At 40.4% G+C, this 24,969-nt stretch carries 24 protein-coding genes; 11 read left to right on the plus strand and 13 right to left on the minus strand.

The genetic code is table 11. The features are described 5' to 3' along the window. The 3 genes from H6G77_RS23315 to H6G77_RS23320 form a co-directional block, all read right to left on the minus strand. On the minus strand, positions 1–191 hold a 191-nt coding region (locus tag H6G77_RS23315), incomplete at its 3' end, for a helix-turn-helix domain-containing protein (protein WP_242049290.1). 208 nt (positions 192–399) lie between these two features. Further along, the gene (locus H6G77_RS36315; RefSeq protein WP_277880647.1) at positions 400–528 is read right to left on the minus strand and encodes a hypothetical protein; all 129 of its coding nucleotides are present in this window, start codon (positions 526–528) and stop codon (positions 400–402) included. Between the two features lie 186 nt (positions 529–714). Then, a complete protein-coding gene (locus tag H6G77_RS23320; RefSeq protein ID WP_190591861.1) occupies positions 715–3,306 on the minus strand; it encodes a GAF domain-containing protein in 2,592 nt (863 codons plus the stop codon). A 1,070-nt stretch (positions 3,307–4,376) separates the two neighbouring features. Between H6G77_RS23320 and H6G77_RS35845 the strand changes: the two genes are divergently transcribed. Together H6G77_RS35845 and H6G77_RS23330 are read left to right on the plus strand one after the other, a co-directional pair. Then, complete coding sequence (locus H6G77_RS35845; protein WP_242048189.1) at positions 4,377–4,739, plus strand: four-helix bundle copper-binding protein; 363 nt, start codon at positions 4,377–4,379, stop codon at positions 4,737–4,739. Positions 4,740–5,201: 462 nt separating this feature from the next. Then, positions 5,202–5,840 carry a hypothetical protein gene (locus H6G77_RS23330; RefSeq protein WP_190591859.1) on the plus strand — a complete coding sequence of 213 codons (639 nt, stop codon included), beginning with the start codon at positions 5,202–5,204 and terminating at the stop codon, positions 5,838–5,840. A 575-nt stretch (positions 5,841–6,415) separates the two neighbouring features. Here H6G77_RS23330 and H6G77_RS23335 read toward each other — a convergent pair. Both H6G77_RS23335 and H6G77_RS23340 read right to left on the minus strand, forming a co-directional pair. Further along, positions 6,416–7,846, minus strand: a complete 1,431-nt coding sequence (locus tag H6G77_RS23335) for an LCP family protein (protein WP_190591858.1) — start codon at positions 7,844–7,846, stop codon at positions 6,416–6,418. 279 nt (positions 7,847–8,125) lie between these two features. Next, complete coding sequence (locus H6G77_RS23340; protein ID WP_190591857.1) at positions 8,126–8,557, minus strand: hypothetical protein; 432 nt, start codon at positions 8,555–8,557, stop codon at positions 8,126–8,128. A 108-nt stretch (positions 8,558–8,665) separates the two neighbouring features. On the opposite strand from H6G77_RS23340, the gene H6G77_RS23345 reads away from it, so the two are divergent. The 4 genes from H6G77_RS23345 (at position 8,666) to trmFO (ending at position 11,694) form a co-directional block, all read left to right on the plus strand. Then, positions 8,666–9,841, plus strand: coding sequence for an AI-2E family transporter (locus H6G77_RS23345; RefSeq protein ID WP_190674086.1), 1,176 nt, complete (start codon positions 8,666–8,668; stop codon positions 9,839–9,841). 126 nt (positions 9,842–9,967) lie between these two features. Then, complete coding sequence (locus H6G77_RS23350; protein WP_190591855.1) at positions 9,968–10,126, plus strand: hypothetical protein; 159 nt, start codon at positions 9,968–9,970, stop codon at positions 10,124–10,126. After that, positions 10,104–10,322, plus strand: coding sequence for a hypothetical protein (locus tag H6G77_RS23355; RefSeq protein WP_190591854.1), 219 nt, complete (start codon positions 10,104–10,106; stop codon positions 10,320–10,322). The genes H6G77_RS23350 and H6G77_RS23355 overlap by 23 nt, the downstream gene beginning before the upstream one ends. Before the next feature lie 52 nt (positions 10,323–10,374). Continuing rightward, positions 10,375–11,694 (plus strand): FADH(2)-oxidizing methylenetetrahydrofolate--tRNA-(uracil(54)-C(5))-methyltransferase TrmFO, encoded by a 1,320-nt coding sequence (gene trmFO / locus H6G77_RS23360; RefSeq protein WP_190872856.1) that lies wholly within the window; start codon positions 10,375–10,377, stop codon positions 11,692–11,694. A gap of 28 nt (positions 11,695–11,722) precedes the next feature. Here trmFO and H6G77_RS23365 read toward each other — a convergent pair whose 3' ends face one another. Both H6G77_RS23365 and H6G77_RS23370 read right to left on the minus strand, forming a co-directional pair. Beyond that, positions 11,723–12,112: a VOC family protein gene (locus H6G77_RS23365; RefSeq protein ID WP_190872857.1), complete on the minus strand. Its 390-nt coding sequence runs from the start codon at positions 12,110–12,112 to the stop codon at positions 11,723–11,725. 54 nt (positions 12,113–12,166) lie between these two features. Then, complete coding sequence (locus H6G77_RS23370) at positions 12,167–12,706, minus strand: GAF domain-containing protein (RefSeq protein WP_190591851.1); 540 nt, start codon at positions 12,704–12,706, stop codon at positions 12,167–12,169. A 740-nt stretch (positions 12,707–13,446) separates the two neighbouring features. Here H6G77_RS23370 and H6G77_RS23375 point away from each other — a divergent pair. After that, positions 13,447–14,535: a Rieske 2Fe-2S domain-containing protein gene (locus H6G77_RS23375; protein WP_190591888.1), complete on the plus strand. Its 1,089-nt coding sequence runs from the start codon at positions 13,447–13,449 to the stop codon at positions 14,533–14,535. A 402-nt stretch (positions 14,536–14,937) separates the two neighbouring features. On the opposite strand, the gene H6G77_RS23380 is transcribed toward H6G77_RS23375, so the two are convergent. Together H6G77_RS23380 and H6G77_RS23385 are read right to left on the minus strand one after the other, a co-directional pair. Further along, the gene (locus H6G77_RS23380; protein WP_190872858.1) at positions 14,938–15,618 is read right to left on the minus strand and encodes a hypothetical protein; all 681 of its coding nucleotides are present in this window, start codon (positions 15,616–15,618) and stop codon (positions 14,938–14,940) included. A 62-nt stretch (positions 15,619–15,680) separates the two neighbouring features. Then, complete coding sequence (locus tag H6G77_RS23385) at positions 15,681–17,657, minus strand: heavy metal translocating P-type ATPase (protein ID WP_190872859.1); 1,977 nt, start codon at positions 17,655–17,657, stop codon at positions 15,681–15,683. A 173-nt stretch (positions 17,658–17,830) separates the two neighbouring features. On the opposite strand from H6G77_RS23385, the gene H6G77_RS23390 reads away from it, so the two are divergent. After that, on the plus strand, positions 17,831–18,499 hold the full coding sequence (locus tag H6G77_RS23390; RefSeq protein ID WP_190872900.1) for a tetratricopeptide repeat protein: 669 nt from the start codon (positions 17,831–17,833) through the stop codon (positions 18,497–18,499). On the opposite strand, the gene H6G77_RS23395 is transcribed toward H6G77_RS23390, so the two are convergent. Then, positions 18,496–18,774 carry a hypothetical protein gene (locus H6G77_RS23395; RefSeq protein ID WP_206758061.1) on the minus strand — a complete coding sequence of 93 codons (279 nt, stop codon included), beginning with the start codon at positions 18,772–18,774 and terminating at the stop codon, positions 18,496–18,498. The two genes, H6G77_RS23390 and H6G77_RS23395, sit on opposite strands and share 4 nt — an antisense overlap. Before the next feature lie 345 nt (positions 18,775–19,119). Between H6G77_RS23395 and H6G77_RS23400 the strand changes: the two genes are divergently transcribed. Then, positions 19,120–21,027 (plus strand): Mu transposase C-terminal domain-containing protein, encoded by a 1,908-nt coding sequence (locus H6G77_RS23400; protein ID WP_190872861.1) that lies wholly within the window; start codon positions 19,120–19,122, stop codon positions 21,025–21,027. A 5-nt stretch (positions 21,028–21,032) separates the two neighbouring features. Continuing rightward, entirely contained in the window at positions 21,033–21,953 is a 921-nt protein-coding gene (locus tag H6G77_RS23405) for an ATP-binding protein (RefSeq protein WP_190872862.1), read from the plus strand. Between the two features lie 69 nt (positions 21,954–22,022). Here H6G77_RS23405 and H6G77_RS23410 read toward each other — a convergent pair whose 3' ends face one another. The 3 genes from H6G77_RS23410 to H6G77_RS23420 form a co-directional block, all read right to left on the minus strand. Continuing rightward, positions 22,023–23,336, minus strand: a complete 1,314-nt coding sequence (locus H6G77_RS23410) for a hypothetical protein (protein ID WP_190872863.1) — start codon at positions 23,334–23,336, stop codon at positions 22,023–22,025. Positions 23,337–23,440: 104 nt separating this feature from the next. After that, positions 23,441–23,722: a helix-turn-helix domain-containing protein gene (locus H6G77_RS23415; RefSeq protein ID WP_190872864.1), complete on the minus strand. Its 282-nt coding sequence runs from the start codon at positions 23,720–23,722 to the stop codon at positions 23,441–23,443. Continuing rightward, positions 23,715–24,026 (minus strand): hypothetical protein, encoded by a 312-nt coding sequence (locus H6G77_RS23420; RefSeq protein ID WP_199331617.1) that lies wholly within the window; start codon positions 24,024–24,026, stop codon positions 23,715–23,717. The genes H6G77_RS23415 and H6G77_RS23420 overlap by 8 nt, the downstream gene beginning before the upstream one ends. Positions 24,027–24,402: 376 nt before the next feature. On the opposite strand from H6G77_RS23420, the gene H6G77_RS23425 reads away from it, so the two are divergent. Then, the gene (locus tag H6G77_RS23425) at positions 24,403–24,915 is read left to right on the plus strand and encodes a TniQ family protein (RefSeq protein ID WP_190872865.1); all 513 of its coding nucleotides are present in this window, start codon (positions 24,403–24,405) and stop codon (positions 24,913–24,915) included. The last annotated feature ends 54 nt before the right edge of the window (positions 24,916–24,969 follow it).

Raw genomic sequence — 24,969 nt, forward strand, 5'->3', positions numbered from 1 at the left:
AAACATTGTGAGTAAGTTAGTGACAACCAATCATACTCTTTCTTTAATTGGGGAATTATCTTTTTAACTTCATATCCAGATAACCCCTTACCAGTCTCCTTGTATGTTTGGTTCATCAAGTTCAGACAATAATTCCAAAGCCAACGACAACTGCCAAAAGCTTGCGAAGCGTGACTGCTGTTGTTGGACATCTGGATATAACCTGACTTTGACGACTCTTAACATATTAGAGTGAACTACGTTTGCTATAAAAGAGTATAACATAAGATTTGTTCGTTTCCTCCATGTTCTGCTCCCTGTTCTTCCTGCGGAAGAATTTGGTCGCAGAACTGTCGTCAACTCACGCGCAATTCATCTCAACACTTCCGCTATCGCGGTAAGTGTGAGGCTTCTTGCTGCTCAAGCTAAAAAATCGTCATCAATTAATAAATAAGCTTGATAATTTATGTTTAATTTACTAGCGATCGCCATCAGATATCTAAAATATCGAAACAGATGATCGGGAGTTAGTGATGAGATTAGCACCACTGTATCAGGAAGACAGAGAACGCGCTAGACAACAAGGCTTACAACAAGGAGAACAACAGCTACAGTACACCCAGATCAGACTTCTTTCCTACTCCCTACTCCCCATTCCCTACTCCCTACCTACACAAATTCAGGAATCAAACCTTATTCCTATAAATTGCATCTGCTCATATTACACAAATAATTTTACTTTTCATTAAACGTCCAAACGCCGTCATCCCAATCGAAATCAGTTGGGGGTGATTGTAGCCAATGCTGACAACGCAAAAGATGTAACATTGCTGCTTTATCTTGGTTGTCAAATGCTAAAACCTTGGCAAATTCAGCCCTCGCATAAGTAAACTGACGCTTGAGATAATACTCACGTCCTTTGTGATAGTGTTCGATAACTTGCAATTTTTCACTGGGAATTGGGTCAGAACGTAAACCAACTAATTCATAGATAGATACTGGTTCGTTTCTACCTTTGACACGAATGTAATCTAATTCTCTCGCCCAAATATATTCTTGGCAGGGTTTAAATGTATTGTCACTCAGAATAATATCGCAACCATATTGTTTGCTGACGCTTTCTAAGCGAGAACCCAGGTTAACACCATCACCAATGGCGGTAAATTCCATCCGCTTACTTGAACCGATATTGCCACTAATCACAGTATCGGAATTAATGCCAATGCCAATATTAATTCTTGGTTTATTCGCAGCGTAACGACGTTGGTTAAATTCGTGCAAGCGATGACGCATTTCTATGGATGTTTGTACCGCCATCCAAGCATGTTCTTCTAAAGGTAGAGGTGAACCAAACACGGCCATAATGGCATCACCGATGTATTTATCGAGAGTGCCTTTATGTTTAAAAACCGCTTCTACCATTGATTCAAAATATTCATTTAGCATACTCACCACTTCTTCTGCTTCTAGGTTTTCTGTCAAAGTGGTGTAGCCGCGAATATCCGAGAACAAGATGGAAACTTCTTTGCGATCGCCTCCTAATTTGGCATCATCTAACTTGAGTAATTCTTCCGCCAATTCCTGAGTCATGTAGCGGTACATAGTACTCTTGAGGCGTTTCTCATCGCTAATGTCTTCCATCACCACCAACGCACCCCGGACTTGCTGTTGGTCGTTGACATCGGCTATGGAGTTAATTGATAAATTAATACTGTGTTGTTCTTGTTCTGTACCAGTGCTGATGAGCGTGCGGTCTGGATAATATTGCTGACGGCGTTTGATATCATCTCCGTGTAGAGCGTCTTGAAACCATTTGCTAAAGTCGCCTTCTTTAATTGCGATCGCTTCATCAATTGATTTCCCTTCTAAACGTTCTTCGGCTTCTACACCTAGCAAGCGTTTCGCACTTTCATTGGCAGCAATAATACAACCTGATTTATCGGTAGAAATAACACCATTAGAAAGACTCCGCAAAATATCTCGCTGCATTTGTTCTTGTTGCTTAACTGTGGCAAACAATTGAGCATTTTGCAGCGCCACCCCCGCTTGAATATTAAAAGCTTCCATAAAATCTTCGTCGTTGCGGTCGAAGCTGGCTTGGAAGCATTCTGGCGCTTTTGGCCAAGTTGCAGGATTATAGGGCGGAAATTCACCCGATTTCTTTTTATTGACCAACTGTGTAACACCAATCAATTGTTGATCGGCGTTAAACACTGGCATACACAATAAGCTACAGGTACGGTAGCCATTTTGTTGGTCAAGTTTTTTGGCTGTTTCTGAGTCGGGATTATCGTACAAATCAAAGGGAATATTTAGGGTTTTGCCAGATGCAGCCACTATCCCCGCAAAACCTTTACCGATGGGTACACGTAATTCTCTTTTTGTCCCATCATCTTGAGTAATTTTCGTCCATAATTCATGACGATCGCGATCAATTAACCACAAGGTACTGCGATCGGCGTTCATCAGTTCCTTGGCTTCGTCCATTACCCGCTTCAGGGTATCTTCTAAATCCAGACTGCTTTGGCTCAAAGATTTGATGGCTTTCATCAACGCCGCCGCCGCCCTTTGTTTTTGCGTCGCCATGTAAAAAGAGCGTGAAGATTCTAAAATCAGGCGAATTGATGGCGCAAATTCTTGAAATAACTGTTCGTCACTGCGTGTAAAACCTACTGTATCAATTCGCTCTGCTAATGGGGCGTTGATATCGTGGATAGACTTTAATTTGTTCAGTAACTGCACTACTGCTACTAACTGCCCTTGTTCATTTAACAGTGGCAAAGCCAGCATTGTATAGGTACGGTAGCCGGTCACTTTTTCTTGGGCTTGGGCAAAGATTGACCGGGGGTCACTATAAAAATCAAACGGAATATTAACTACTTGTTTGAGGGTGGCGACTTCACCCGCAATGCCTTTATCGGCTGGGATGCGAATTTCTAAGGAGCGATCGCCTTCTCCCGCCGCTACAATTGACCATAATTCTTGTTTTTCTTCATCTAACAAAAATATAGTCGTCCGGTCTGCTCCTAATAATTCCCCAGTTTTTAAGGTAATTGACTGCAACATTTCTTGCAGGATTGTCTCAAACCCATGAGAATCTAGCATTGACAGGGTTTGATGTACAATCTGTAACTTATGCTCAACTTCAGTCACCACTTGTTTAAAAGTGTCCTGAGTCAAAGGAGCCAGAAAAGTAGAAATAGTTCCTTTTCTTCTGGCAAGGGCACCCACAGGAGCTGAATTGGGTTGTAATTGTTGATTTTCTTGGTTGTGAACACCAATAATTAAATCAGCGGTCTCCCCAACACCACGTTGATGCACTGTCATAAGTAGTTTTTTTATAGCAAGAATTAGACTTTAGGAATAATTAACAATGTCATTAGTTTTATTTATGTATAGCTCAAAGCTATACAAGGATTGACATTACCCACAGTTTAATCGCTTGTTGAGCAAGCGTCATCCTGCTTTACCCCTGTCTTTGCCAATCCTCGGTTTGATGGAATTTGGGCGTAAACAAATATAGTGCTTTTTCTGGCCATGTTCTTTGCTGAAGATACGATAGCGAAAACTCAGCTGTCATGCGGAATTTTCGTGGATGAGACCAAATTCCGTCAGATGTGATTGATCTGGCAGACAATATCTATGAGACTAGTATTTTGATAATTCCCAAAGTTTTGGCTAAACTAACAGCCCTAGTTTTTGGAAAGATGGTAGTTCCCTGTAATACTTTAATTTTATCAATTTTTAGATTTTTCTGGAGTTGACTCAATTTTGTACAAATTGCCCAGTGGCGATGATACTGAGTTCGACAAGGTAGACAGGGTAAATTGTTGAAATTATCTGTAAAGGCTGGGAGTAGGTAGGGGCGGGTTTACTCAATCAATCTGTACATAAAATTCTTCATCAACCCGCCCTTACAGAAGTAGGAAAGAGCATTTTATTAGAGATTTTTGATTTATCAAGCATAGAAACTAGCGTTGATTATTGAATAAATCTAGATATCTGTGAATTACTAGAAATCTATCTTTAGATAAATGAAATTTCCCCAAGATTTCGTATTAAGTTTAAATTACTTTTTAATTGCTTGTTAAAGAAATATAACATTATTGAGGTCTGTAACATCGCTCTAGACTGACTTTACAGCTAGGCTTTGCCGCCGCGAAAGAATCTCCAGCCTAATACCGTAGTTTAAAAGCTGAATAGATTAATTATTTGCGAATAAACATCACTATTTTAGGGGTTATTGTTGAGTAATTCCGGTAAATTTATCGGAATTAATGTCTTCAAAAAATGATAAAAACGTCTATTGACCCCTGAAAAATATCAGATTAATGTTGTAGGTAAGTCCGGCAAAGGACGCGATAAAAGCATCAAAAAATCAGGAGATTTTTCTTATGATGATGATGATGATGACTGAATCCATGACTGCGGAAATGCAAACCTGTATGAACGCTTGCATGGAATGTCAGAAAATGTGCATGGAAACTATGACTTACTGCATGAGTAAAGGCGGTATGTACATGGATATGGCTATGATGGGCATGATGCGTGATTGCTCTGAGATGTGCATGATGTGTATGAACATGATGATGGGTGGTTCCGAATTTATGGGACGCACTTGTATGTTGTGTGCTGAGATGTGCGATCGCTGTGCCATGACTTGTGAAAAAATGAGCGATGATGCCAAAATGATGGAATGTGCCGCAGCTTGCCGTAAATGCGCCGAAGCCTGCCGTTCTATGAACATGATGCCTGCTTAATTTAATTACTTCGCAGAAGTTTCTCTGCAACCTATTATTCAAACGCCCAGGCTGTATCAGTCTGGGCGTTTGAAGTTGTTTTGGAGCAGAAGTCAGAACTTGTCATACCAAATTTAAAAATGATTGCGACAAATGAATTGCCCAAAAGCTTATACCATTTCACGAAATTACTGATAGAAATCGCTTCCTCTGCAACTCTGCTTCTGGTCGCCGAGCGAAGTCGAGGCGCTACTTGCATATCCGTATCATTTTTAAAGTGAAATGGTATTACCAGTAAAGCCTGTCTCAATCCAAAATCTGTCTTGAAAAGTTTGCTCAAGTCGGGGAACCCGCCCACGCAACTTTTCGCAAAATCTAAAATCCAAAATGGTATAACCTGCTATAAATTGCGGAAATTGTTGTGGAAAAGTTGGAGCTATTATTTCTGGATAGTTTAAAAGATCAGTTTCCCAGGAGTGAATTATGCAAATTCACAACAAGCAAATTCAGCAATGGATTTTGTCACCAATTTTGATGAGTTTAGTCGCAGCAGGAACAATTGCTTACCAAGTTCCAGTTAATGCTTCTGTAACTAACCAAGCGATCGCAAAACCAATAGTGACATTAGCACAAGCTTCAGGAGTTTACCGCAGCGATCGCTTTCGTTTTCGCTTTGGTTACTCCAACAAAGATTTTGTCATAGATAACAAGATATCAACTCCGAAAAATAATGTTGGTGAGCCTCTCGCAGCTATTGACATCTGGACTAAACAACACGCCCAAAAAATTCGCGCTGGAGCTTATGCAGGTGGTACAGAATATCCTGCTAATGTTCAAGTTGCTGTATACAATAATCCCCGTAAATTCTCTTTGCAGCAGTGGATAAAACAGAGTAACCAGTTTTCCGCAACCCGTGACTTTAAATCTGCGAAAATTGCCGGACAAACGGGCGTAAAATTTTATTCTAGTGGGTTATACGAAAACGAACACGTTGCTTTTATTAGTCCTAAAGATTCTCGAATTATTGTTGTGTCATTATCCAAAACTGGTTACGGTAACAATGATGCTGTTTACAGACGAGCATATCAACAAGTTGTAAACTCCTTCACGTTCCTGAAATAGATCAAAAGGGATAGGGATGTACTTGCTCAAAACCCTTACACTTCATACTCTTTCACCCTTACACTCATTCTTAACTAGGACTTATACCAATTTAATATGAAGACGCATATAAAAATCAATTACCCCCCTTAATCCCCCCTTGGAAAGGGGGGAAATAAGACAATCTAGTTCCCTCCCCTTTATAAGGGGAGGGTTAGGGCTTTCAAGGGCAGGTTTTTAAACCTTCGATAAATAGTTGAGAATATTCTCAATTATGAAACGTAGTTTTAACTGTTCAGACAATAATTTTGGTTTTAAAAGCCCAAAAATTTGTCTAATAAAAAAAGCCTGCCCTTGAAAGGAGGGTTAGGGAGGGGTAAAATACTGTGCAGCTTTACATAAAATTGGTATTACGCATCAAAACGAAAAATCAATGGTTTTGGCGAGGGTATAGGGGTATAGGGTGTATTTATTCAAAATCCTTACACCTAATCTCCACAGATAATCTTTGTGCGTGAGTCTTGAATAAAAAACAGCAGGGGAAAGGTGAATCCATTTTCCTCTGCTGTTGAAAAAGTCTGTGATTTAATTAATTGCTAATAAGATTGAGTCGACGAATCATTCAAAGGCATTTGATGTTGTAGCCAATCTTTGCCTACTTGAATGCTGACATCAGAATATAGGCTACCAGTGCTTTCGACACGGACTTCGCCAATTCCTAGAAGATCCCGTATTGATTCCGCACTACTGCCATCTCCTTGTTGAGCAACAATGTGGGTGACTTCTAATGGTTCAGTCCAAGGCTTGGCGATATAAACATTCCGATAACCAGCCCTTTCTAAAGCGCGAATTAAAGGACGTAGGGCGGCGCGATCGCTTCCTGTGCTATCTTGAATGGCAACGCGCACAGAACCAGGATCACTCGCTTGTGGCTCAGTATTTTCAGCCTCTGATTCTAAGCCGAATTGTTTAGCCATAAGCTTGGCAATGCCATTTTTGCTAGGCAACCAATAGCTGGCATCATACTCGCCTTTCTCGCTAAAGCGTCCTGGCAGCATTAACATCTCCATGTTGGAGCGATTAGTCCGCACACCAAAGCCTAATAAAGCAACTAATTCTTCTACCGTTAAGTTAGTGTCAATGTGTTCTTTGACGACATTCAGAACTTTGGGTAATTGCGCTAAGGTTGCAGGGTTGAGGCTTTGATCAGTTAAAGCTCGGATGACCATTTGCTGGCGTTGAATCCGACCAATATCACCTAATTCATCATGACGAAAACGCAGCAATTGTAGTGCTTGGTCGCCGTTGAGATGTTGCTTACCCGCTTTTAAATTAATATATAGATGTTGAGATTCATCTTTGTATTTCATGTCTTTGGGAACATAGACTGTAACGCCACCCAAAGCATCAATGAGTTTAGCAACTCCCAAAACATTAATCCGAATGTAGCGGTCAATACCAACACCACCCAAGAGATTGCTGACGGTTTTGGCTGTTAAAGCCGGGCCGCCTTCCACATTGGCGGCGTTAATTTTTCTTGTGCCATAGCCTTCGATTTCTGTGCGAGTATCTCTGGGAATCGAAAGCATGACTATTTTTTTGGTCTGTGGGTCAAATTTGACCAATAGCATCACATCCGAAAGACCATCAAAAGAGTTGACTTGGGGCAAGTAGCGGAGGTTTTTAGCTTCTTCGGGAGGATTTTGAACATCGGGGGGTAGTACGCTCATCCCCATGACTAAAAGATTCACCGGACGAGTTAATTCAGAAAAGCGCAACCCACCACCGGCGATCGCATCGCTGTCAAAGACGGCTTCTTCTTGGGGACTGAGATCGGCTTGCTGCAATGGCGTTCTAGTCAAAGAAACTGCCAATAAAGCACCAGCCATTGCTGATACCATTGCAATGCCGCTCATCCCCACCCAGAACCACAACCAACGTCCCGATTTAGGGTTTATCGACTTTCTACCCTTCATATTGGGGGTTTTTGAGTGGTTTTCTTCCGCCGAAGTTCTTTGAATGGTCACAGACTTCCTCACACTTGCTGATTAAATTCGGTAAATTTGCAGATTATCAGTATGCAAATAATCAACTCATAGTAGTTAACTCTTAATTAACCATGTTGACTTTTCGCTATTATGTCAACCACAACACTTATAGCAGGATTTTTATTTTTTGGGGCAAATCCTGATATGTTTTATTGAAGTATGACAACAATAAGTCACTTTGACTAGATCCGCTAGAAGATAATTTGTAATTAGATAAAAATTCAGTAAAAATACCGTCTAGAGATTGACAAAACAGCATCACGATAAATACTTGCCCAAGACTCGCTCGGCTAGGTAGCTCAACCCTGGTAAACGACTAGATTGACCGCGAATAATCCGAAAAATTAGCCAAATACTCACTAAAAAATAACCAGATGTCAGAAAGCTATTGAGTATTAATAAACGCAAGGCAAAAAATTCCGAAGATGCTGATCCAGTTGCTAATAAGAGATAAGCTAAAAGCCAAGCAAATGTCATAGTAACAGACTGGCGGCTAACTATTAGTTGTTCCCGACTTCCTTGACGACGGTAGAGAGTCCACAGAGATGGCAGCACCCCAATCACGGGAATAACATAAATCACTAAATTTATTTTATTGGGGCGGGAGTTTTGACTAAAAATCTCAGGTGAGGTAGGGTGATCCCTGTCCTCTCTCCCGAAAGAATCATGAATTGGGTCAAAATTTTCCATTTGGCTGAGTCTAATCCTAAACTAGAGGGATGAAAGACTGTAATGTAGTTAGAGATAATAGGCTTTAGAGAAAGATTTTATTTAGTTTTATCTCGCAAGCGGCTAAAGATGCAGACACGCAAGCTAATCGACTGGTGGCAGACCCTAACACCAATAGCGCGAATCGGAGCGATCGCTCTATTCGCACCAGTGCTAGTCCTCAATGGGTGGGCAATTTCCGCAATTTTTGATTATTTCCATTCTCTAATAGTTATTTTAGTCGGAGCCTCAGTACTGGCATTTCTCCTCAACTACCCTGTTAGCTGGATGGAACGCCACGGGGCAAAGCGAGAGCAAGTTGCTGTGCTGGTGTTTTTACTAGCATTATCAATTTTGTTAGCATTGGGCGTGACTCTGTTTCCCCTGGCCCTCACCCAAGCGCAACAACTGGTGGCGCGTATACCAGAGTTAATTGACTCTGGGCGATCGCAGTTGATGATGTTAAACGAAAAAGCAGAACTCCTCGGCTTACCAATTAACCTTGATGCACTTGTAGTCCAAATCAACGATCGCGTCAAGGGACAATTACAAGCGATCGCGGGACAAGTCCTCAACTTGGCTGTTGTCACCTTCACCAGCTTGCTCGATTTTCTGCTGACGATGGTTTTGACTTTTTATCTTTTGCAGCACGGTGATGAACTCTGGCAAAGTTTAGTAGAATGGCTACCCAGCCGATTTCGGGAACCTTTCTCCCAAACAGTCCGCCTCAGTTTCCAAAACTTTTTTATCACCCAGCTAATTTTATCTACCTGTATGGCATCCGCCTTAATTCCTGCCTTTTTATGGCTCAAGGTGCCATTTGGGTTGTTATTTGGCTTGACAATCGGGATTATGGCGCTTGTCCCCTTTGGCGGTTCTGTGGGGATTATTCTCACGACTTCATTGGTGGCGTTGCAAGACTTTTGGATGGGAACCAGAGTGTTACTCGCAGCTGTAATTGTGCAGCAAATTTTAGAAAATTTAATTGCGCCGCGCATCTTGGGCAGTTTTACTGGCTTAAATCCAGTGTGGATACTAATTTCTGTCTTGACTGGTGCCAGAATTGGCGGATTGTTGGGTGTAATTGTCGCTGTACCTACGGCTGTAATTGTTAAAACTGCATTAGTCGCCCTCCGTCCTGGGAAGTTTAGTGAAACCGATGACAGCACGGCAAAATGTGATAAACAAACCACCAGCGTAGTTGATGAATCACCCAAAGCTGAAGTCAACAACCCCCTCAGCTTTTCGGAACCGACTTTACCTTAATAATTCAGTTGGTTTTTAAAGGGTAAATAAAATTTATGTATTTTTGTGATGGCGATCGCATGAGTTGGGTGCGATCGCCATATTTTTATTTTACTGGCGTATTTTAGAGATAATTTCAGTTTATAAATGTCACCACGCACCTATATTGATCCAGAAGATAATGACTGGGTAACTGAGGAAGACTCAGGAGAAATAAGAGAAGCAACCCCAGAGGAAATTGACGAAACAATCCAGCAGTGGGAACAGTACGAACAAGATGGTAATGAAGCAAGCAAGCAAGGATGATTTGATTAGCGGTAAGCAAATCTACTTCCGTGGTTATATTTACAATGTGCTGTGGGTATCAGAGAGTAAAGTCAAAATTGTCTTACCCGGACATCACCCTAATTCCTGGGTTTCACCTTATCCGGCTGGGACATACACGATTCCTGCGTCTTGGGAATTACCAATAACACATCCTGAACTCTATGTGATGAACTAATACATTACAGTGGTAATTAACCGCAGATAAACGCAGACGGACGCAGATGATTATGGAACAACAACCGATACAAGTAATTGGAGGTGGACTAGCTGGAACAGAAGCAGCATGGCAAATTGCTCAAGCTGGAGTACCTGTCATTTTCCATGAAATGCGCCCTCAACGCTTCAGTCCTGCCCATCACACAGAACATTTGGCAGAGTTAGTATGTAGTAATTCCTTTGGGGCGATGGCAAGCGATCGCGCGGCGGGATTGCTGCACGAAGAACTGCGACAATTAAATTCTATTGTCATATCTAAAGCTGATGAACATGCAGTGCCGGCGGGTGGGGCGTTGGCTGTGGACAGAGGCCAATTTAGTCAAGATTTAACCGCAACTTTATCGAACCATCCTTTAGTAGAATTTCGGCGCGGTGAAGTCAAGGCTATTCCTGAAGGTATTGTGGTGTTAGCAACAGGGCCGTTAACTAGTCCTGAATTGGCAGAAGACTTGCACCGCTTCACGGGAATGGAGTACATGAGCTTTTTTGATGCGGCTAGTCCCATTATTGTTGGTGAATCGATTAACCGTGATGTTGCTTTTATGGCATCGCGCTATGACAAAGGTGAAGCCGCCTATCTCAACTGCCCGATGAATAAAGAACAGTATTTGCAGTTTTGGCAAGCTTTGTGTCAAGCAGAACAAACAGAATTGAAAGATTTTGAACGGGAAACAGCCAAGTTTTTTGAAGCTTGTTTACCAATTGAAGAATTAGCACAACGGGGCGAAGATACAATGCGTTACGGCCCCTTAAAACCAGTCGGTTTATCTGATAGCCGGACTGAGGAACGTCCCTATGCTGTGGTGCAGTTGCGTCAAGAAGATAAAGCTGGGCAACTGTGGAATATGGTAGGTTTCCAAACTAATCTGCGTTGGGGTGAACAAAAGCGAGTTTTTCAATTGATTCCAGGTTTGGAAAAAGCAGAATTTGTGCGGTTGGGAGTCATGCACCGCAACACTTTTATTAATGCGCCCCAACTAATGCAGCCTACTTTGCAATTTAAACAACGTCCCACATTACTAGCGGCTGGACAGTTAATTGGTACGGAAGGTTACACGGCGGCGGCGGCTGGTGGTTGGTTGGCGGGAACTAATGCCGCCCGGTTGGCTTTGGGCAAAGAACCGTTGATTTTACCGCCTACAACCATGTTGGGGGCGTTATTAGAGTTTATTAGTTCAGCTTCACCGAAACATTTTCAACCAATGCCGCCTAATTTTGGAATTTTGCCAGATTTAGGTGTGAAAATTAAAAGTAAGCCAGAGCGTTATGGACGTTACCGCGATCGCTCTTTGGCAGACTTAGCTAACTGGAAAACTCAATTAGAGTGCTGAGTGCTGAGTAAAAATTCCCCTGCCCTCTTCAAGCACTCACTAACGACACCAGCACACCATTCAAATCGCGCACACGCGCAACTGTCTGTCCTCCTGGTATGGCTTTAGGTGCATCTAAGGGTTTTGCCCCTGCACCTATCGCTTTCATATAAGCTGTGCCAACATCCGGTGTGACAAATGAAAGTTGCATTAGTGCTGGTGGTTGTGCAGGATCATGACTGCGAAAACCACTCGGAAATAATGTTTCAGCTTCACTGGTTGAGGAGAATGCTAAGATGGTTTCGCCAGTTTCCATTTCAGCCCAAATCGATTTATCTGTTTCTTTGAGAGTACGACGCACTAGCCCGAATGCTTTTTCGTAAAATTCCACGGTCTTAATGACATCGTTGACCCAAATAATTGTATAACCCAGTTTCATTGTTGATTCTCCTATCAGCACAGTAAGTAGTTGCCCAAAATTAAATTCATTAATTTAACTTCCTAAAATATTCCCGTCGGTGGCGAGGGTTTTCGCTGCTGTTTGCACTAAATTGATATCTGCTTGCGACCAAATGCGGGGTGCTTGACATTGATGCGCGACTAGCAGCCCCCACAAGCCTTTGGGAACTAAAATCGGCACTACTAAATTGGCACGTACCTGGATGCTGTGGAGAAACTGACGGTGACAAGCTGGTAAAGGTTCAAGGTTAGTATCTGCGATTGCTCTCACTCTACCAGCTAAATATAAAGCTGCATATTCATTGGTAAAACAATTATCTGCCCCTGTGGAACCCAAAATCGAATATTTATCAGAACTTAAGGATTCAAATGTAACTTGGCCATGCCATTGCCAATAAAAGTAATATAAGACTACGCGATCGGCTTGGAGTGATTCTCTCAATTCATGAGTTGTTTGCCGAATCAAAGCATCGCGCTGCATTGTTCTGACAAGGCGCTCTAAAACTCTTCGTAACCCCTGCTCAACAGGCTGGTTTGATCTAGGATCAAATTCTGAGTGAGAATGAATTTGCACAGTTCTACTAATGACGAGTTAGGTCAAGTCTGTAGAAATTTTATAGTAATTTATCCAACATCTGAGAGTCGATTTCTAAAGTAAATATTAAGTATGTTATTTTACAGCTAAATCAGGATTAGCAGTCGAGTAACAGAGTTTTGGGTGCGTTAGATTAACGATAATTTAAGCTTTGCTAGATAAAGTATCTCTGAAATAAACAACCTTAAAACATACATCTTACTAATTTGATGTTAATCGAATTACCTATAGGAATAATATTTTATTCTGAAAAAATGTCAGTAGGGTATGTTAGGTGTAAGCCGTAACGCACCGAAAACTTTGCGTAGATGCCGTACTCTCGCCAATAAAACATCCTAAGTACATTTCAGAAATAAAATCATAGTTCTATATTACTTACCCAGCAGCATATTCAAGGAGAAGTCAGACCACATTATATGTGCATAATAAACAAAAATAAAGCTAAATTTCAATTATAAATTACAGATAAAATCTAGCATATCTAAAGGTTGATTCGGATTTTACGCAGTTTCATTTTTGCAAACATTGATAATTATTATCTTCTAGCAAATACCAACTTATACTAGTTAGCTATAAATTTAACAATCTCTGATTTTGAATATCATAAAAATTGCTCGGCTAGTTTTTATGATATTTTTCCTAGTACTCAAAATAACTGTTTTTTATTGATTTAAATGATATTTCTAGAAGAACCGCTTCACCTCTAGTGAAGTTGACAAATAACTGTTAACTCGCAGAATCACATTTCGATGCGTAAACCTAAAATTTTTAATAATCCAGAGCGTTTTATTGAGGGCTGGTATTGGGTAATGCCATCTCAAAATCTGCGAATAGGAGAGGTAAAGCCTGTTACTATTTTAGGAAGAAATTTAGTTGTTTATCGTGGTCAAGACAAAAGAGTAGTTATTTGTGATGCTTACTGCCCTCACATGGGCGCTCATCTTGCAGAAGGTAGAGTAGAAGGTAGCGAATTACGCTGTTTTTTCCATCATTGGAAATTTAATGAACAGGGGATTTGCGTAGAAATTCCTTGTTTAGATGAGCCATTACCGATTAAGTTAAAAACTTGGCCGACAGATGAAGAATATGGAATGATTTGGATTTGGACTGGAGAAACACCACAACACCGATTGCCATATATTCCAGATTTAGCAGCTTATGAATTTGATGTGGCTTTTGGGTTTCATTTTGTGAAAAACTGTCATCCGAATGTGGTGATGTTGAATGCTATTGATGCTCAACACTTTAATACAGTTCATCAACTAGGATTAGACATTGTTTTTGACAAACATGAATATCATCACAATGCCATCATTTTCACAAAAATTACAGACCCAAGGAGAGATTTTAACTTCACTAAACTGATTCGTGTTTTTTCTAAACACCCCATTACCTATAGTATTTGTTATTGGTATGGCAGTACTAACATAGTCACTCTTGGCCCTGATTTTTTAGGGTTTCATATTATGTTTGCTCTACGTCTGTTAGCAGAGGGCAAAACAGAAGGGCGAACTATTTTTATGATGAAAAAACGTCGGGGAATTTTGGGCAGGTTGTTTAATAAATTTGCGTTGTGGTTAGCCAAGCTTGTGGGTACACATTTTGTTAAAGGTGATAGTAAGATTTTCCAAACTATTCGCTTTGACTTAAAAACACCCATCAAAGCAGATCACTCTATTGTGCAGTTTATTAACCATGTTGAAAAACAAAAGCCATTGATGTGGGGAACTTGGCAATTAGCAAGAGTACGTGAGGCTGAACCTCCAGAAAATCTCAATAAATGGCGTGATGATTTGACTAATGATTAGGTAATGCGAAAAAGTGAAAAGTTAAATCAGACTTTTGACTTTTATATGGGATATGGCTCAAATAAAAAGAAGTGGCAGAGCCACTTCATCATTCCCAGGTAGAACCTAAAAATAAGTATAGCGATTTCCAAAATCAAAAATGGTATAAATAGACACTAATTAACTTGAGCTTCCGTTTTTTCTGTCGGTAAGCAATAAAATTTTCATTCCTACTAACGTGCCAGCGAAACTCCAAAAAATAAACATTCAATGTTCTGACTCAACAAGACTTATATCTCCCTTGTCTTCTTTGTCTCCCTTGTCCCCCTTGTCCACCTTGTCTTCTTTGTCTCCCTTGTCCCCCTTGTCCACCTTGTCTCCCTTATCTCCCTTATCCACCTTGTCCGTAAATGATGAAGTCCCTTAATACTGACTGGGGTTAAGTATGACAATCATCTCAGAAACTCTCATATCTAAAGGTTTCCAGTGAGAATTGCTAGAGGAAAAAGTGCTGTCACCGAGGACGGCTTGATAGTCTTGGGGGTATTTTTGGTCAGCATTAGGCGCAGAGTCTACGCGGAGGATGAGTTTACCTTGATAGCGGGATAGTTTACTGCTGTCTAGCAAAATCGTACCGCTATAGTCCCAACCCAATCCATAAAGCTTAAAGTTACCTAATTTTTGGCGTAACTCGCGCCACGGCGTACCCATACCAATACCTTCGCGGGTTTTCCACGCTGTACCTAAGTTACGCACATCTAGGGGTTTAGTGCGCGTGTTATCACTCCAGACTACCAAAAGCGATCGCTCTCGGCCTAAGTTTACCTGAGTAGCGGCAAAACGACCGATTCCTTCTGGGCCATAAATGGTTTTATCAGTTAAGCGCGATGTACCAAATAGCTTGACTAAATCTTTTTTGGTGGTTTTGCGGGTAATTAGCCCGACTCTTTCACCAGGCACAATTAAAGTATCGTTTAAAGGTTTTGATTGAGCAATGGTGAAATTATGAGTGTTACTTTGTGGTAATGCAATTGCTGGGTTGGCTGAGTAGCTAATTAATAAAGCTAACACAGTAGTTGTGATGTTTTTGATTGGTAGATTCACTTGATTTCTCTATTAAGTAGTAGGAGTTAAACTGACGACTTCTATAGCAGACAGTTCCCTGACTACTTCATAATTCTGGTGGCGTTAAAAATTGCCAGTAAGGCTACACCAACATCAGCAAATACAGCTTCCCACATGGTTGCGACACCTAAAATTCCTAAGCCAATAAATGCAATTTTAATTGCTAAGGCAAAACTAATATTTTGCCAAACTATTTGGCGAGTTTTTCTGGCAATTTGAATTGCTGTAGCTACCTTAGAAGGTGAATCTGTCATGATGACGATATCGGCAGTTTCAATTGCTGCATCTGAGCCTAACCCACCCATAGCCATACCAACATCGGCTCTAGCAATCACAGGTGCATCGTTAATACCATCACCAATAAAAGCGACTTTATTATGTTTAGGATTAGTGCTAATTAACTTTTCAATTGCCGAAACTTTTTCTTCTGGTAATAACTCGGCAATATAAGAGTCTATGCCAATTTTTTGAGCAATTCGAGCCGCGATCGCCTGATTATCTCCTGTTAACATAACTGTTCTTTCTACGCCGATTTTTTTGAGTGCTTGTATCGCTGCTTTCGCATCGGCTTTTAACTCATCTGCAATCATAATATATCCAGCGTAAATATTATCTACCGCTAGATGTACAACTGTACCTTCTACGTCGCAGGTATGATGGGTAATCTGCTCTTGATGGAGTAGGCGATCGCTTCCTGCTAATACTAGTTTATTACCTACATTTGCCTTAATTCCTTGCCCTGCTATTTCTTCATAATTTGACACTTGGGAAATATCAAAATCTTCACCATATTCTGCTCGAATTGATTGAGCGATGGGGTGATTGGAATGAGCTTCTACTTTGGCGGCTAATTCTATTATTTCTTTTTCGCTATATCCGTTAAATGGCACAATTTCAACTACTTTAAACACCCCTTTTGTTAAAGTTCCTGTTTTATCAAATACTACTGTTTTAACTGTAGTTAAGGTATCTAAAAACATCGAACCTTTAATCAAAATCCCGCGTTTTGCTGCACCACCAATCCCCCCAAAATAACCCAGAGGTATACTGATTACCAATCCACAGGGGCAAGAAATTACTAATAATATCAAAGCGCGATAAACCCATTCTGAAGAGGTCGCCCCAGGAATTAGTAAAGGTGGTAATATGGCGACTGCTAGAGATATAAAAACAACTATGGGCGTGTAATAACGAGCAAATTTTGTAATGAATTTTTCGGTTTCTGCTTTTTTACTTCTGGCATTTTGTACCAAGTCTAAAATCTTGGCGATGGAAGATTCATTAAATAGTTTTGTGACTTGAATTTTGAGCAATCCAACTTGATTGATAGAACCAGCTAATACTGTATCGCCAACCCTAACGGTTAGTGGTACTGATTCTCCTGTTAAAGCTGATGTATCAACTTGGGAATTTCCTGTAATAATTTCCCCATCTAAAGGGATTTTTTCTCCTGGTTTAATAACTACGATGTCGCCAATTTTTACGGCTTCTGGAGATACTTTATTGATAGTACCTTCTGTTTCCAGATTAGCATAATCTGGGCGTACTTCTAATAAAGCTTTGATGGAGTTACGCGAACGGCTTACAGCTATATCTTGAAATAATTCGCCTATTTTGTAAAATAACATCACACCTACAGCTTCAGGTAATTTATGAATTGCTAAAGCTCCTAGTGTAGCGATTGTCATTAAAAATGTTTCATCAAAAATTCTGCCTTTGAGGATATTGCGTCCGGCTGTTTTTAACACAGTCCAACCACTCAAAAGGTAAGCAGGAATAAAAACTAAATATTCACCAATTGCATAAGGTGTGTTATGTAATTGTTGTTCAAAAATTAGCCCAGATATATACAAAACACCAATCACAATTAGAGAATATATCTCATTTTTTAAAATAAATTCTCCGTCGTGGTCATGGTTATGATTATCATCGTGATGATGCTCATGGTTATGGTTATGATTATCATGATGATCGTGACCGCAACAATCGGAATGGTCTGAATGTATTTTATGTTGCATTTTGGCGAAATCCCGGTTTATTTAATATATGAGCGTATATTCAAATTTATGAGAAATTGCTATTTTATGCAAGTTGAATTTTTTAAGAAAGAGAATCTTTATCAAATTCGGATGATTTGAATGTTATTAGTTAAAATATGGAAAATTACTGCAAATATGAAGGGGTGAAGTTGATGAAGTATATCCAGCAAAAAATTGCAGTTTTGGGAATTACAATTTTGTTTGGTGCAACACCTACACTTGTCTATGCAAATACACCAAATGATCAAACAAGTTTTCAAGTATCTTATCAACAAGGGGTACAGAAGTTAGAACAAGGCGATTTTCGTGCAGCGATCGCAGATTTTGATAAAGTAGTACAGCAAAATCCCAAATTTTACGAAGGTTTTTGTCTGCGGGGTTTAGCTAAATCGCAAATTGGAGACTTAAGCGCCGCAATTACCGACTTTAACCAAGCACTCAAACTTAATCCCAATCACATAGACGCTTATAATAGTCGTGGAACAGTTTATGCCCAAATGGGAAATTTACCAAAAGCAATTGCCGACTTTAACAGCACAATCAAAATTGATCCGCAGTCTGTAGATGCTTACTATAATCGGGGACTGGCTTACTTTAAACAACAAAATCCCCAAGCCGCAATTGCTGACTTTAATCAAGCAATTAGCCTGAATCCAAATTTAGCAGATGCTTACGGTAATCGCGGACTGGCTAAATATGCTTTAGGAGATCAGCGTAACGCGATCGCGGATTTACAGCAAGCCGCAACACTTTTCCGTCAGCAAGGCGACACCGTAAACTATCAACAAACACAAAACTTAATTCAACAGGTACAACCTTAGACTTGCAGTGTCAGCTTGACTGGTAATTGCGGTTTACTAGCTTCAGCCTCAAAAGGTATAATTTGACTAATTGGCGGTTCCGTAGTTAATTGCACCCTTGGTTGGGGTGACTGAGACAAACCCGCAGAGTGATGAAAGCCAACACTCATCAACCCAACCGCTCTACTAACGAGTAGATAAACCTTAAACTTTTTGATTTTCAGCATATATCCAGAAGCGGCTAGACTAGCTTTTTTAGCCCTAGGGATCGCCATCATTTTGATAGATTTTGTCATTAGTAGTCATAGTAGTAACCAAGGCTTACCCCATAATTTAGTCAACTTGACCCTAGAGTTACCACTTGTTATTGTCCGAAGCATGAAATACCATTAGGACAGTTAGGACAGCCTTAGTAATCTTAGAAGGTGAAGCCTTAATGGATGTCCATTAAATAATTATTGTCCACTTTAAAGAATTATTGTCATTTTTTTAATCAGCCAGCTAATCGCCAGAGTGCTGAATAGGTAAAGGTTTTTGCGATTTTGCTCTAAAATTATCCTCTCATCACTTTTAAAGCAAATGATGTCATAAATACTTTAAACTTTTAAAGTAAATGATGTCATTTTTTTCAGGAGCAGCTTATGCCCAGGAAGACTACCAGCCAAGCCTTTCCAGCATTTGAGGCTGAAGAGACAGCACAAACGGATGAAAAACAAACAAAGCATCTGCTTGTTAACGAAGATTCTCCAGAATATCTAAAAAAGGTGGACTTGATAGACGCTATTCGTCAAGCACCTAACAAGGCGGCTCGTAGAGATGCGATCGCAGATGCAGCCAAAGCCCTGGGTAAAAGCACTCGAACCATTAAACGTATGGTAGAGAAAGTTGAACAGGTAGGAGTTGCAACTTTAGCTGTTGGGCGCAAGGATAAGGGACAATATCGAACTTCCAAGTATTGGCATGATTTTATTGTGAGCCTTCATGAATGGGGAGACAGGGAGGGTTCTCGGATTAATCACAATCAGATTTTTGGATATTTAAAAGCTTTAGCTTCTAAAGGAGAGGAGCTAAAAGATAAGAAATATAATGAGAGATTTAAAGGATATTCTCAAGTGCGAGAGGATTTAATAGCAGGAAGGCATCCTTCTCATGTCACTGTTTACAAGATAATAAATTGTTATCTTGAAGAAAAAAATAAAAAAGTACGTCATCCTGGCTCGCCCATAGAAGGGCAAATTATTCAAACAACAGAAGGTATTTTAGAAATCACGCACAGCAACCAAATTTGGCAAATAGACCATACAAAATTAGATATTTTGTTGGTTGATGAGGAATTTAGAAAAGTTATTGGTCGTGCATACATCACGTTGGTCATGGATAGTTACTCTGGCTGTGTCACAGGTTTCCATCTTGGTTTTGAACCTGCTGGCTCACATGAAGTTGGTTTGGCTCTGCGTCATGCAATTCTGCCAAAGGACTACGGAATAGAGTATGAGCTTCAAAAAACATGGGAGATTTGTGGAATTCCTGAATATGTAGTGACAGATCGTGCAAAGGAATTTAAGTCAGAACATTTAAAACAAATTTCACTTCAATTGGATTTTAAACGGCGTTTGCGTGCTTTTCCCCAAGCGGGTGGTTTAATTGAATCAATATTCGACAAGATTAATAAAGAGATTTTGTCATTATATGGTGGGTACACTGGTTCTAGCGTTGAAAAACGTCCTCCAGAAGCTGAAAGAACTGCCTGTATAACGCTTGATCAGCTAGAGAAAATATTAGTGAGATATTTTGTAGACCACTACAACCATCATGATTATCCAAGGGTGAAAAATCAAAAACGTATTGAGCGATGGAAATCAGGTTTTTTACTAGAAGAACATCAAGTTATTGATGAACGTGAACTAGATATTTGTTTAATGAAGATTGCTATACGCAATGTAGAAAAATATGGTTCTGTAAACTTTTTAGGTTGGGTATATCAAGGAGATTGCTTATTGAAGTATGAAGGTAAACAAGTTTCTCTAAGATATGACAAGCGTAATATTACAGCAGTTCTGGCTTATACTCGTCCTATTAACGGTGAACCAGGAGAGTTTATTGGTGTTATAAACGCTAGAGATTGTGAACGAGAAAGGATGTCTCTGGGCGAACTGAGTTACATTAAGAAAAAACTGCGTGATGAGGGTAAGGAAGTTGATAATTCTTCTATTTTGAATGAACGGTTATCTAGATTTGAGGATGTTGAACAAACTCGTAAAGACAGGCGCAGACAACGCCGGAAAAAAGCTCAACAAGAACATGAGGTTAAGACTAACAAATCAAAAGTAGTCGAGTTGTTTCCTGAAAATCAAGAGCCAGAAGAAGTTAGAACTTCAGAAAAAATTTTAGTAAGTACTACTTTTGACGCAGATTCACCAAACATTGTAAATTCTATAGATAAGCAAGTTATACAGGAAAAACCTGCTACTAATCAAACAGCCAAAGCTAAACGACGGCCTAGATTAGGCGTAAAAGATTGGAATCAATTTATGAGAGATAATTGGTAAGTGCAATGTCAGAGACAAACTTAGCCCATGCCAATCTAGAAGTCCAGCAGCAGTCTAATGTAGATTTTCAACCTGCTGAAGAATTACGGCGCTCGCCCCAAGTCCAAGCTGAGGTTGAGCGAATTGGTAAAGCTAACACATATTTTGCTCTAGACCGCGATACAGAATTGTTTGACTGGCTTGATGATCAGCGTGATGCAAAACTTTGTGGTTATGTGACATCGGCTACGGGTTCTGGCTTATTAAAAGCCTGTCAACTGTACAGGACGCAATATGTAAAACGAAGAGGAACGTTGTTGGAAATTCCTGCAACTGTAATTTACGCCGAAATTGAGCAGCATGGTGGGCCAACGGATTTGTACTGCTCTATTTTGGAAGAAATTGGTCATCCGCTTGTTCATGTTGGGACACTGCGAGATTTGCGCTCACGAGCCTGGGGAACTCTTAAAGGATACGGTGTAAAATTACTGATCATTGGGAATGCAGATTACCTAACTTTGGAAGCATTTAATGAGTTAATTGATGTGTTTACCAAACGGCGAGTCCCCGTAATCCTAGTTGGGACTTACTATTTAAGCGAAAATATTCTTGAGCGTAGAAGTCTCCCATACGTGCGTGTTCATGACTCCTTTTTGGAATCCTACGAGTTTCCTAATTTAACTGAAGAGGAGATTATTGAAGTCGTAGACGACTGGGAGAGCAAATTTCTGCCAGAACATAGTCGATTAAATCTTACACAAATCGATAGTGTCATTTCTTATCTACGAATAAAATCTGGAGGTTTAATTGAGCCTTTATATGATTTGCTTCGGAAAATTGCAATATTAAAAATAGATGAACCAAATTTTGAACTAAATCAATATAATTTGACTAAGAAGTTTGGTAGACGCAAAGAACCTAAAGTTAAATTTCAGCAAAAAAGCTAAAAGTATTCTTTGCCTTAGAAGTAGTGACTTTGTAGCCTCACATAATTACCAGAGGCTGGCTGAAAAATTTTAGTCAATCCCTTTAATACCAACAAAAGTCAGTGTTTGCTCAATGGATTTCAATGCTGATTGGATATCTGCACTCAGCGCATCAGCCTCAGCTTGAATTAAAGTCACACCCTTGCCAATTTCTGTCAGAGATTTTTTGATAGTTCTAATACGTCCCAAAGCCGTGCGAATTTGCTGAAGCTGTTGTTGAACAACACTCACATCTATTTTTGAATGAAAAGTACGCAATTGATTCACTCGTTGTTGAATAACTAGAAACCGAATCGCAATTATCAGAAATGGGTGTGTTGTCGCAATCCAGTAACCGCCTTCAGTCACACCCTCAGCCCAGTCGCCAATTTCCTGCCCTAATCCCTCACGCGAATAACTTAAAAAAATTGCCGCATTTGCAGAACGTCGCAGCATTGCTTGCTGTAGGTGTTGAGCAATTGCTTGGCGACCAAATGGTTTGGACGGTCTGTTTCTTGCTTCAATCACAATTGACAATTCTATTGCCGCCAGGGATTTGCTGGTCAGTTTCACCAAAATATCGCCAGTATCCCCGTCATTACCAATATGCTCTACCTCTATGCCATTAGACTTTGACCAATTTTGCAATTCTGCAACAACTAACTCTTCATAGCTAATGCCTTTTGCTATGGTCTGTTGTAGTGTCTGTTTTGCTACCTGTTGGTCACGAATTTCTCTGGTCAGTTTTTCAACTTGTTCAGCCAGGGGCTTGATAGACTCAGCCACAACGCTTCTCACCGCTACTGCCAAAGTACCGTTTTCTTTAGTGACATTTGCCAACGCTGCCTTGAATGCACCTTGAATCGAATCTGAGCGTTTGGCATCTAATAAATTACGTAACGTTTGAAGGAAGCGACCGACAACAGAAGTTTCTCTAGCTGGGTCTATATCCTGTGTCAGCAAGATGCTAACGTTGTTGAGTTTTTCTGTGAGAATCGCAGCAGTATAGTGAATTTGGTTTTGCAGAGGCGCTAGTAATTGACCGTTATTTGTGCCAATTTGATTAACTAATTCTTGCTGAAAGGACTCAGCAATGACTTGGACTGCTTGCTGAAATTCCACCAACACTAATTCCATCTGCTGCTTAACTACTTCGTTGCTATGCCGAGCTTGAGTGGTTTGCAAGCACAGAAATCCCAACTCCAAAGCATCGAAACAAATCTCTTCATATTCTGACTGGGGAAATTGTTTGAGGTAGCTGACGGCATTGGTGAGGGGTACTGCCATGCGATAAATCAGGACATGGGTTTCTGTAATTTCAATACTAGAGGGCTGATAGTGAGAGTCCTGAGTAGCGCGGTTCATGAATTAGTTGGTAGCTGGTGACTATAACAAGCACCCTACTACCTGCTTTTTATCTCGGTCAAGGAGATGGACAAAAGTTTTGTCAATTTGCAAAAACTGAGCGATTAATTTGGCGGTTGAGAATGATGCCACCCTTCTAATAAAGGTTGAATGACCTCAGCGTTGGTGAGTAAAAAATCAGCGACAGCCATAATTCTTTGGTAAGGTAATCCAGCAGCACGGCGGCTGGCTTGTCCACCTAGCCAATGATATGTGGTGGATTTTGAGATGGAGCAGATTTTGGCTAGTTCTTCATAACCTAATCCCCAACGGTAGCTAAAGTCTTGGGGAGAGATGAACATTTGGTTGTGCAGTTCCAGTAACTGCTGATGTTGAGTCTCAGACATAATTGCCCCTAAGCTGTTCTAAGGACGACTGGTCTAGGGGTTCGATATCTTCCTCAAAAGCGAAGTCGCAGATACAGATTTCACGAGAAGGACTGTGTTCATCTAATAGAACCAAGTAGTGTAAGCCTGTGGCAATACAACTGGCTTGGTGGGTGTAGATAACTCCAATGATGCAACCAAAGTCAGCATTGGGTACTTGAAACCAGCGCACCCATTCACCAAGGCTAAATTTCTGCTGAGGTAAATTACTTGGAATTACTTCTGGTAAAGCGACTGGCGGTATTTGGGCGAGGATATCAGACATAGAGGCTTTCCCATATCTCAAAAACTATCAAGCATTCTTCAGTAAATTAATTTTTTCGAGTATTACTACTTTAGCAAACAAACATTGTGACACATTATTAAACATTGTTAAACGTTGAGCTAGTTAGTACAACTGTTGAGAAGCGAATATCTGGTAACTCTGAGAAAAGATTCCTGAAGTTCTTGGGTGCGTTCTTTCCTTGGGTGATTCGGTAAACCGAATAGTTAGGTTCGGTTTACCGAATCTAAATCTAAGCATTCAGATTTTAACCAGCTTGCTGCCAAGATACCCGACTGAACTTTGATGGCAATGGTACTTGGTCAAAAGTTCTGTTTTTTTCGTTTATGGCAGACTTTGAAGTGATTAAATGTAAGTTATGGAGCGAGAAGTTGTTGTACATCCACCTTGGTACATCGAACCCCAGGAGGGAGAGAGTATCAGTCACTATTTTGGTCGATTTAGGCGACACGAAGCTGTTTGCGTATCGTCGCCTGGAACTTTAAGTAAAGCCGCAGGAATTGGCCCAGTATTAGCAAGATGGGAGAAATTTCGGTTTAATCCCTTTCCCAGTCAAAAGGAATTAGAAGCTATTGGTAAATTAATCAGCTTGGATGCAGACCGAATTGCTAAAATGCTCCCACCCAAGGGTGAAAAAATGAAACTAGAGCCAATACGCTTGTGTGCTGCGTGTTATGCAGAGCAGCCGTATCATCGATTGGAGTGGCAGTTCCAATCTACAGTTGGGTGTGTTCGCCATCAGTTACGTTTGCTTTCAGAATGCCCTTTTTGTAAAGAACGTTTTGCTATCCCAGCGTTATGGGAACAGGGAGAGTGCAGAAAATGTCATGCCCCTTTTAGAAGTATGGCAAAGCGTCAGAAGCCTTACTAAGTTAAATCACTGCAATCTAGTTATTGTGGTTAAAATTTTTAGTCATTTACTGTA

This window comes from Aulosira sp. FACHB-615 (assembly GCF_014698045.1).
Lineage (GTDB): Bacteria > Cyanobacteriota > Cyanobacteriia > Cyanobacteriales > Nostocaceae > Nostoc_B.

Bases quoted from the DNA above. Each gene is read 5' to 3' on its own strand.
- H6G77_RS23320 (WP_190591861.1), bottom strand. From the start codon at position 3,306: ATGACAGTGCATCAACGTGGTGTTGGGGAGACCGCTGATTTAATTATT.
- H6G77_RS35845 (WP_242048189.1), top strand. From the start codon at position 4,377: ATGATGATGATGATGACTGAATCCATGACTGCGGAAATGCAAACCTGT.
- H6G77_RS23330 (WP_190591859.1), top strand. From the start codon at position 5,202: ATGCAAATTCACAACAAGCAAATTCAGCAATGGATTTTGTCACCAATT.
- H6G77_RS23340 (WP_190591857.1), bottom strand. From the start codon at position 8,557: ATGGAAAATTTTGACCCAATTCATGATTCTTTCGGGAGAGAGGACAGG.
- H6G77_RS23345 (WP_190674086.1), top strand. From the start codon at position 8,666: ATGCAGACACGCAAGCTAATCGACTGGTGGCAGACCCTAACACCAATA.
- H6G77_RS23350 (WP_190591855.1), top strand. From the start codon at position 9,968: ATGTCACCACGCACCTATATTGATCCAGAAGATAATGACTGGGTAACT.
- H6G77_RS23355 (WP_190591854.1), top strand. From the start codon at position 10,104: ATGAAGCAAGCAAGCAAGGATGATTTGATTAGCGGTAAGCAAATCTAC.
- trmFO (WP_190872856.1), top strand. From the start codon at position 10,375: ATGGAACAACAACCGATACAAGTAATTGGAGGTGGACTAGCTGGAACA.
- H6G77_RS23365 (WP_190872857.1), bottom strand. From the start codon at position 12,112: ATGAAACTGGGTTATACAATTATTTGGGTCAACGATGTCATTAAGACC.
- H6G77_RS23385 (WP_190872859.1), bottom strand. From the start codon at position 17,657: ATGCAACATAAAATACATTCAGACCATTCCGATTGTTGCGGTCACGAT.
- H6G77_RS23390 (WP_190872900.1), top strand. From the start codon at position 17,831: ATGAAGTATATCCAGCAAAAAATTGCAGTTTTGGGAATTACAATTTTG.
- H6G77_RS23395 (WP_206758061.1), bottom strand. From the start codon at position 18,774: ATGACAAAATCTATCAAAATGATGGCGATCCCTAGGGCTAAAAAAGCT.
- H6G77_RS23400 (WP_190872861.1), top strand. From the start codon at position 19,120: ATGCCCAGGAAGACTACCAGCCAAGCCTTTCCAGCATTTGAGGCTGAA.
- H6G77_RS23405 (WP_190872862.1), top strand. From the start codon at position 21,033: ATGTCAGAGACAAACTTAGCCCATGCCAATCTAGAAGTCCAGCAGCAG.
- H6G77_RS23410 (WP_190872863.1), bottom strand. From the start codon at position 23,336: ATGAACCGCGCTACTCAGGACTCTCACTATCAGCCCTCTAGTATTGAA.
- H6G77_RS23415 (WP_190872864.1), bottom strand. From the start codon at position 23,722: ATGTCTGAGACTCAACATCAGCAGTTACTGGAACTGCACAACCAAATG.
- H6G77_RS23420 (WP_199331617.1), bottom strand. From the start codon at position 24,026: ATGTCTGATATCCTCGCCCAAATACCGCCAGTCGCTTTACCAGAAGTA.
- H6G77_RS23425 (WP_190872865.1), top strand. From the start codon at position 24,403: ATGGAGCGAGAAGTTGTTGTACATCCACCTTGGTACATCGAACCCCAG.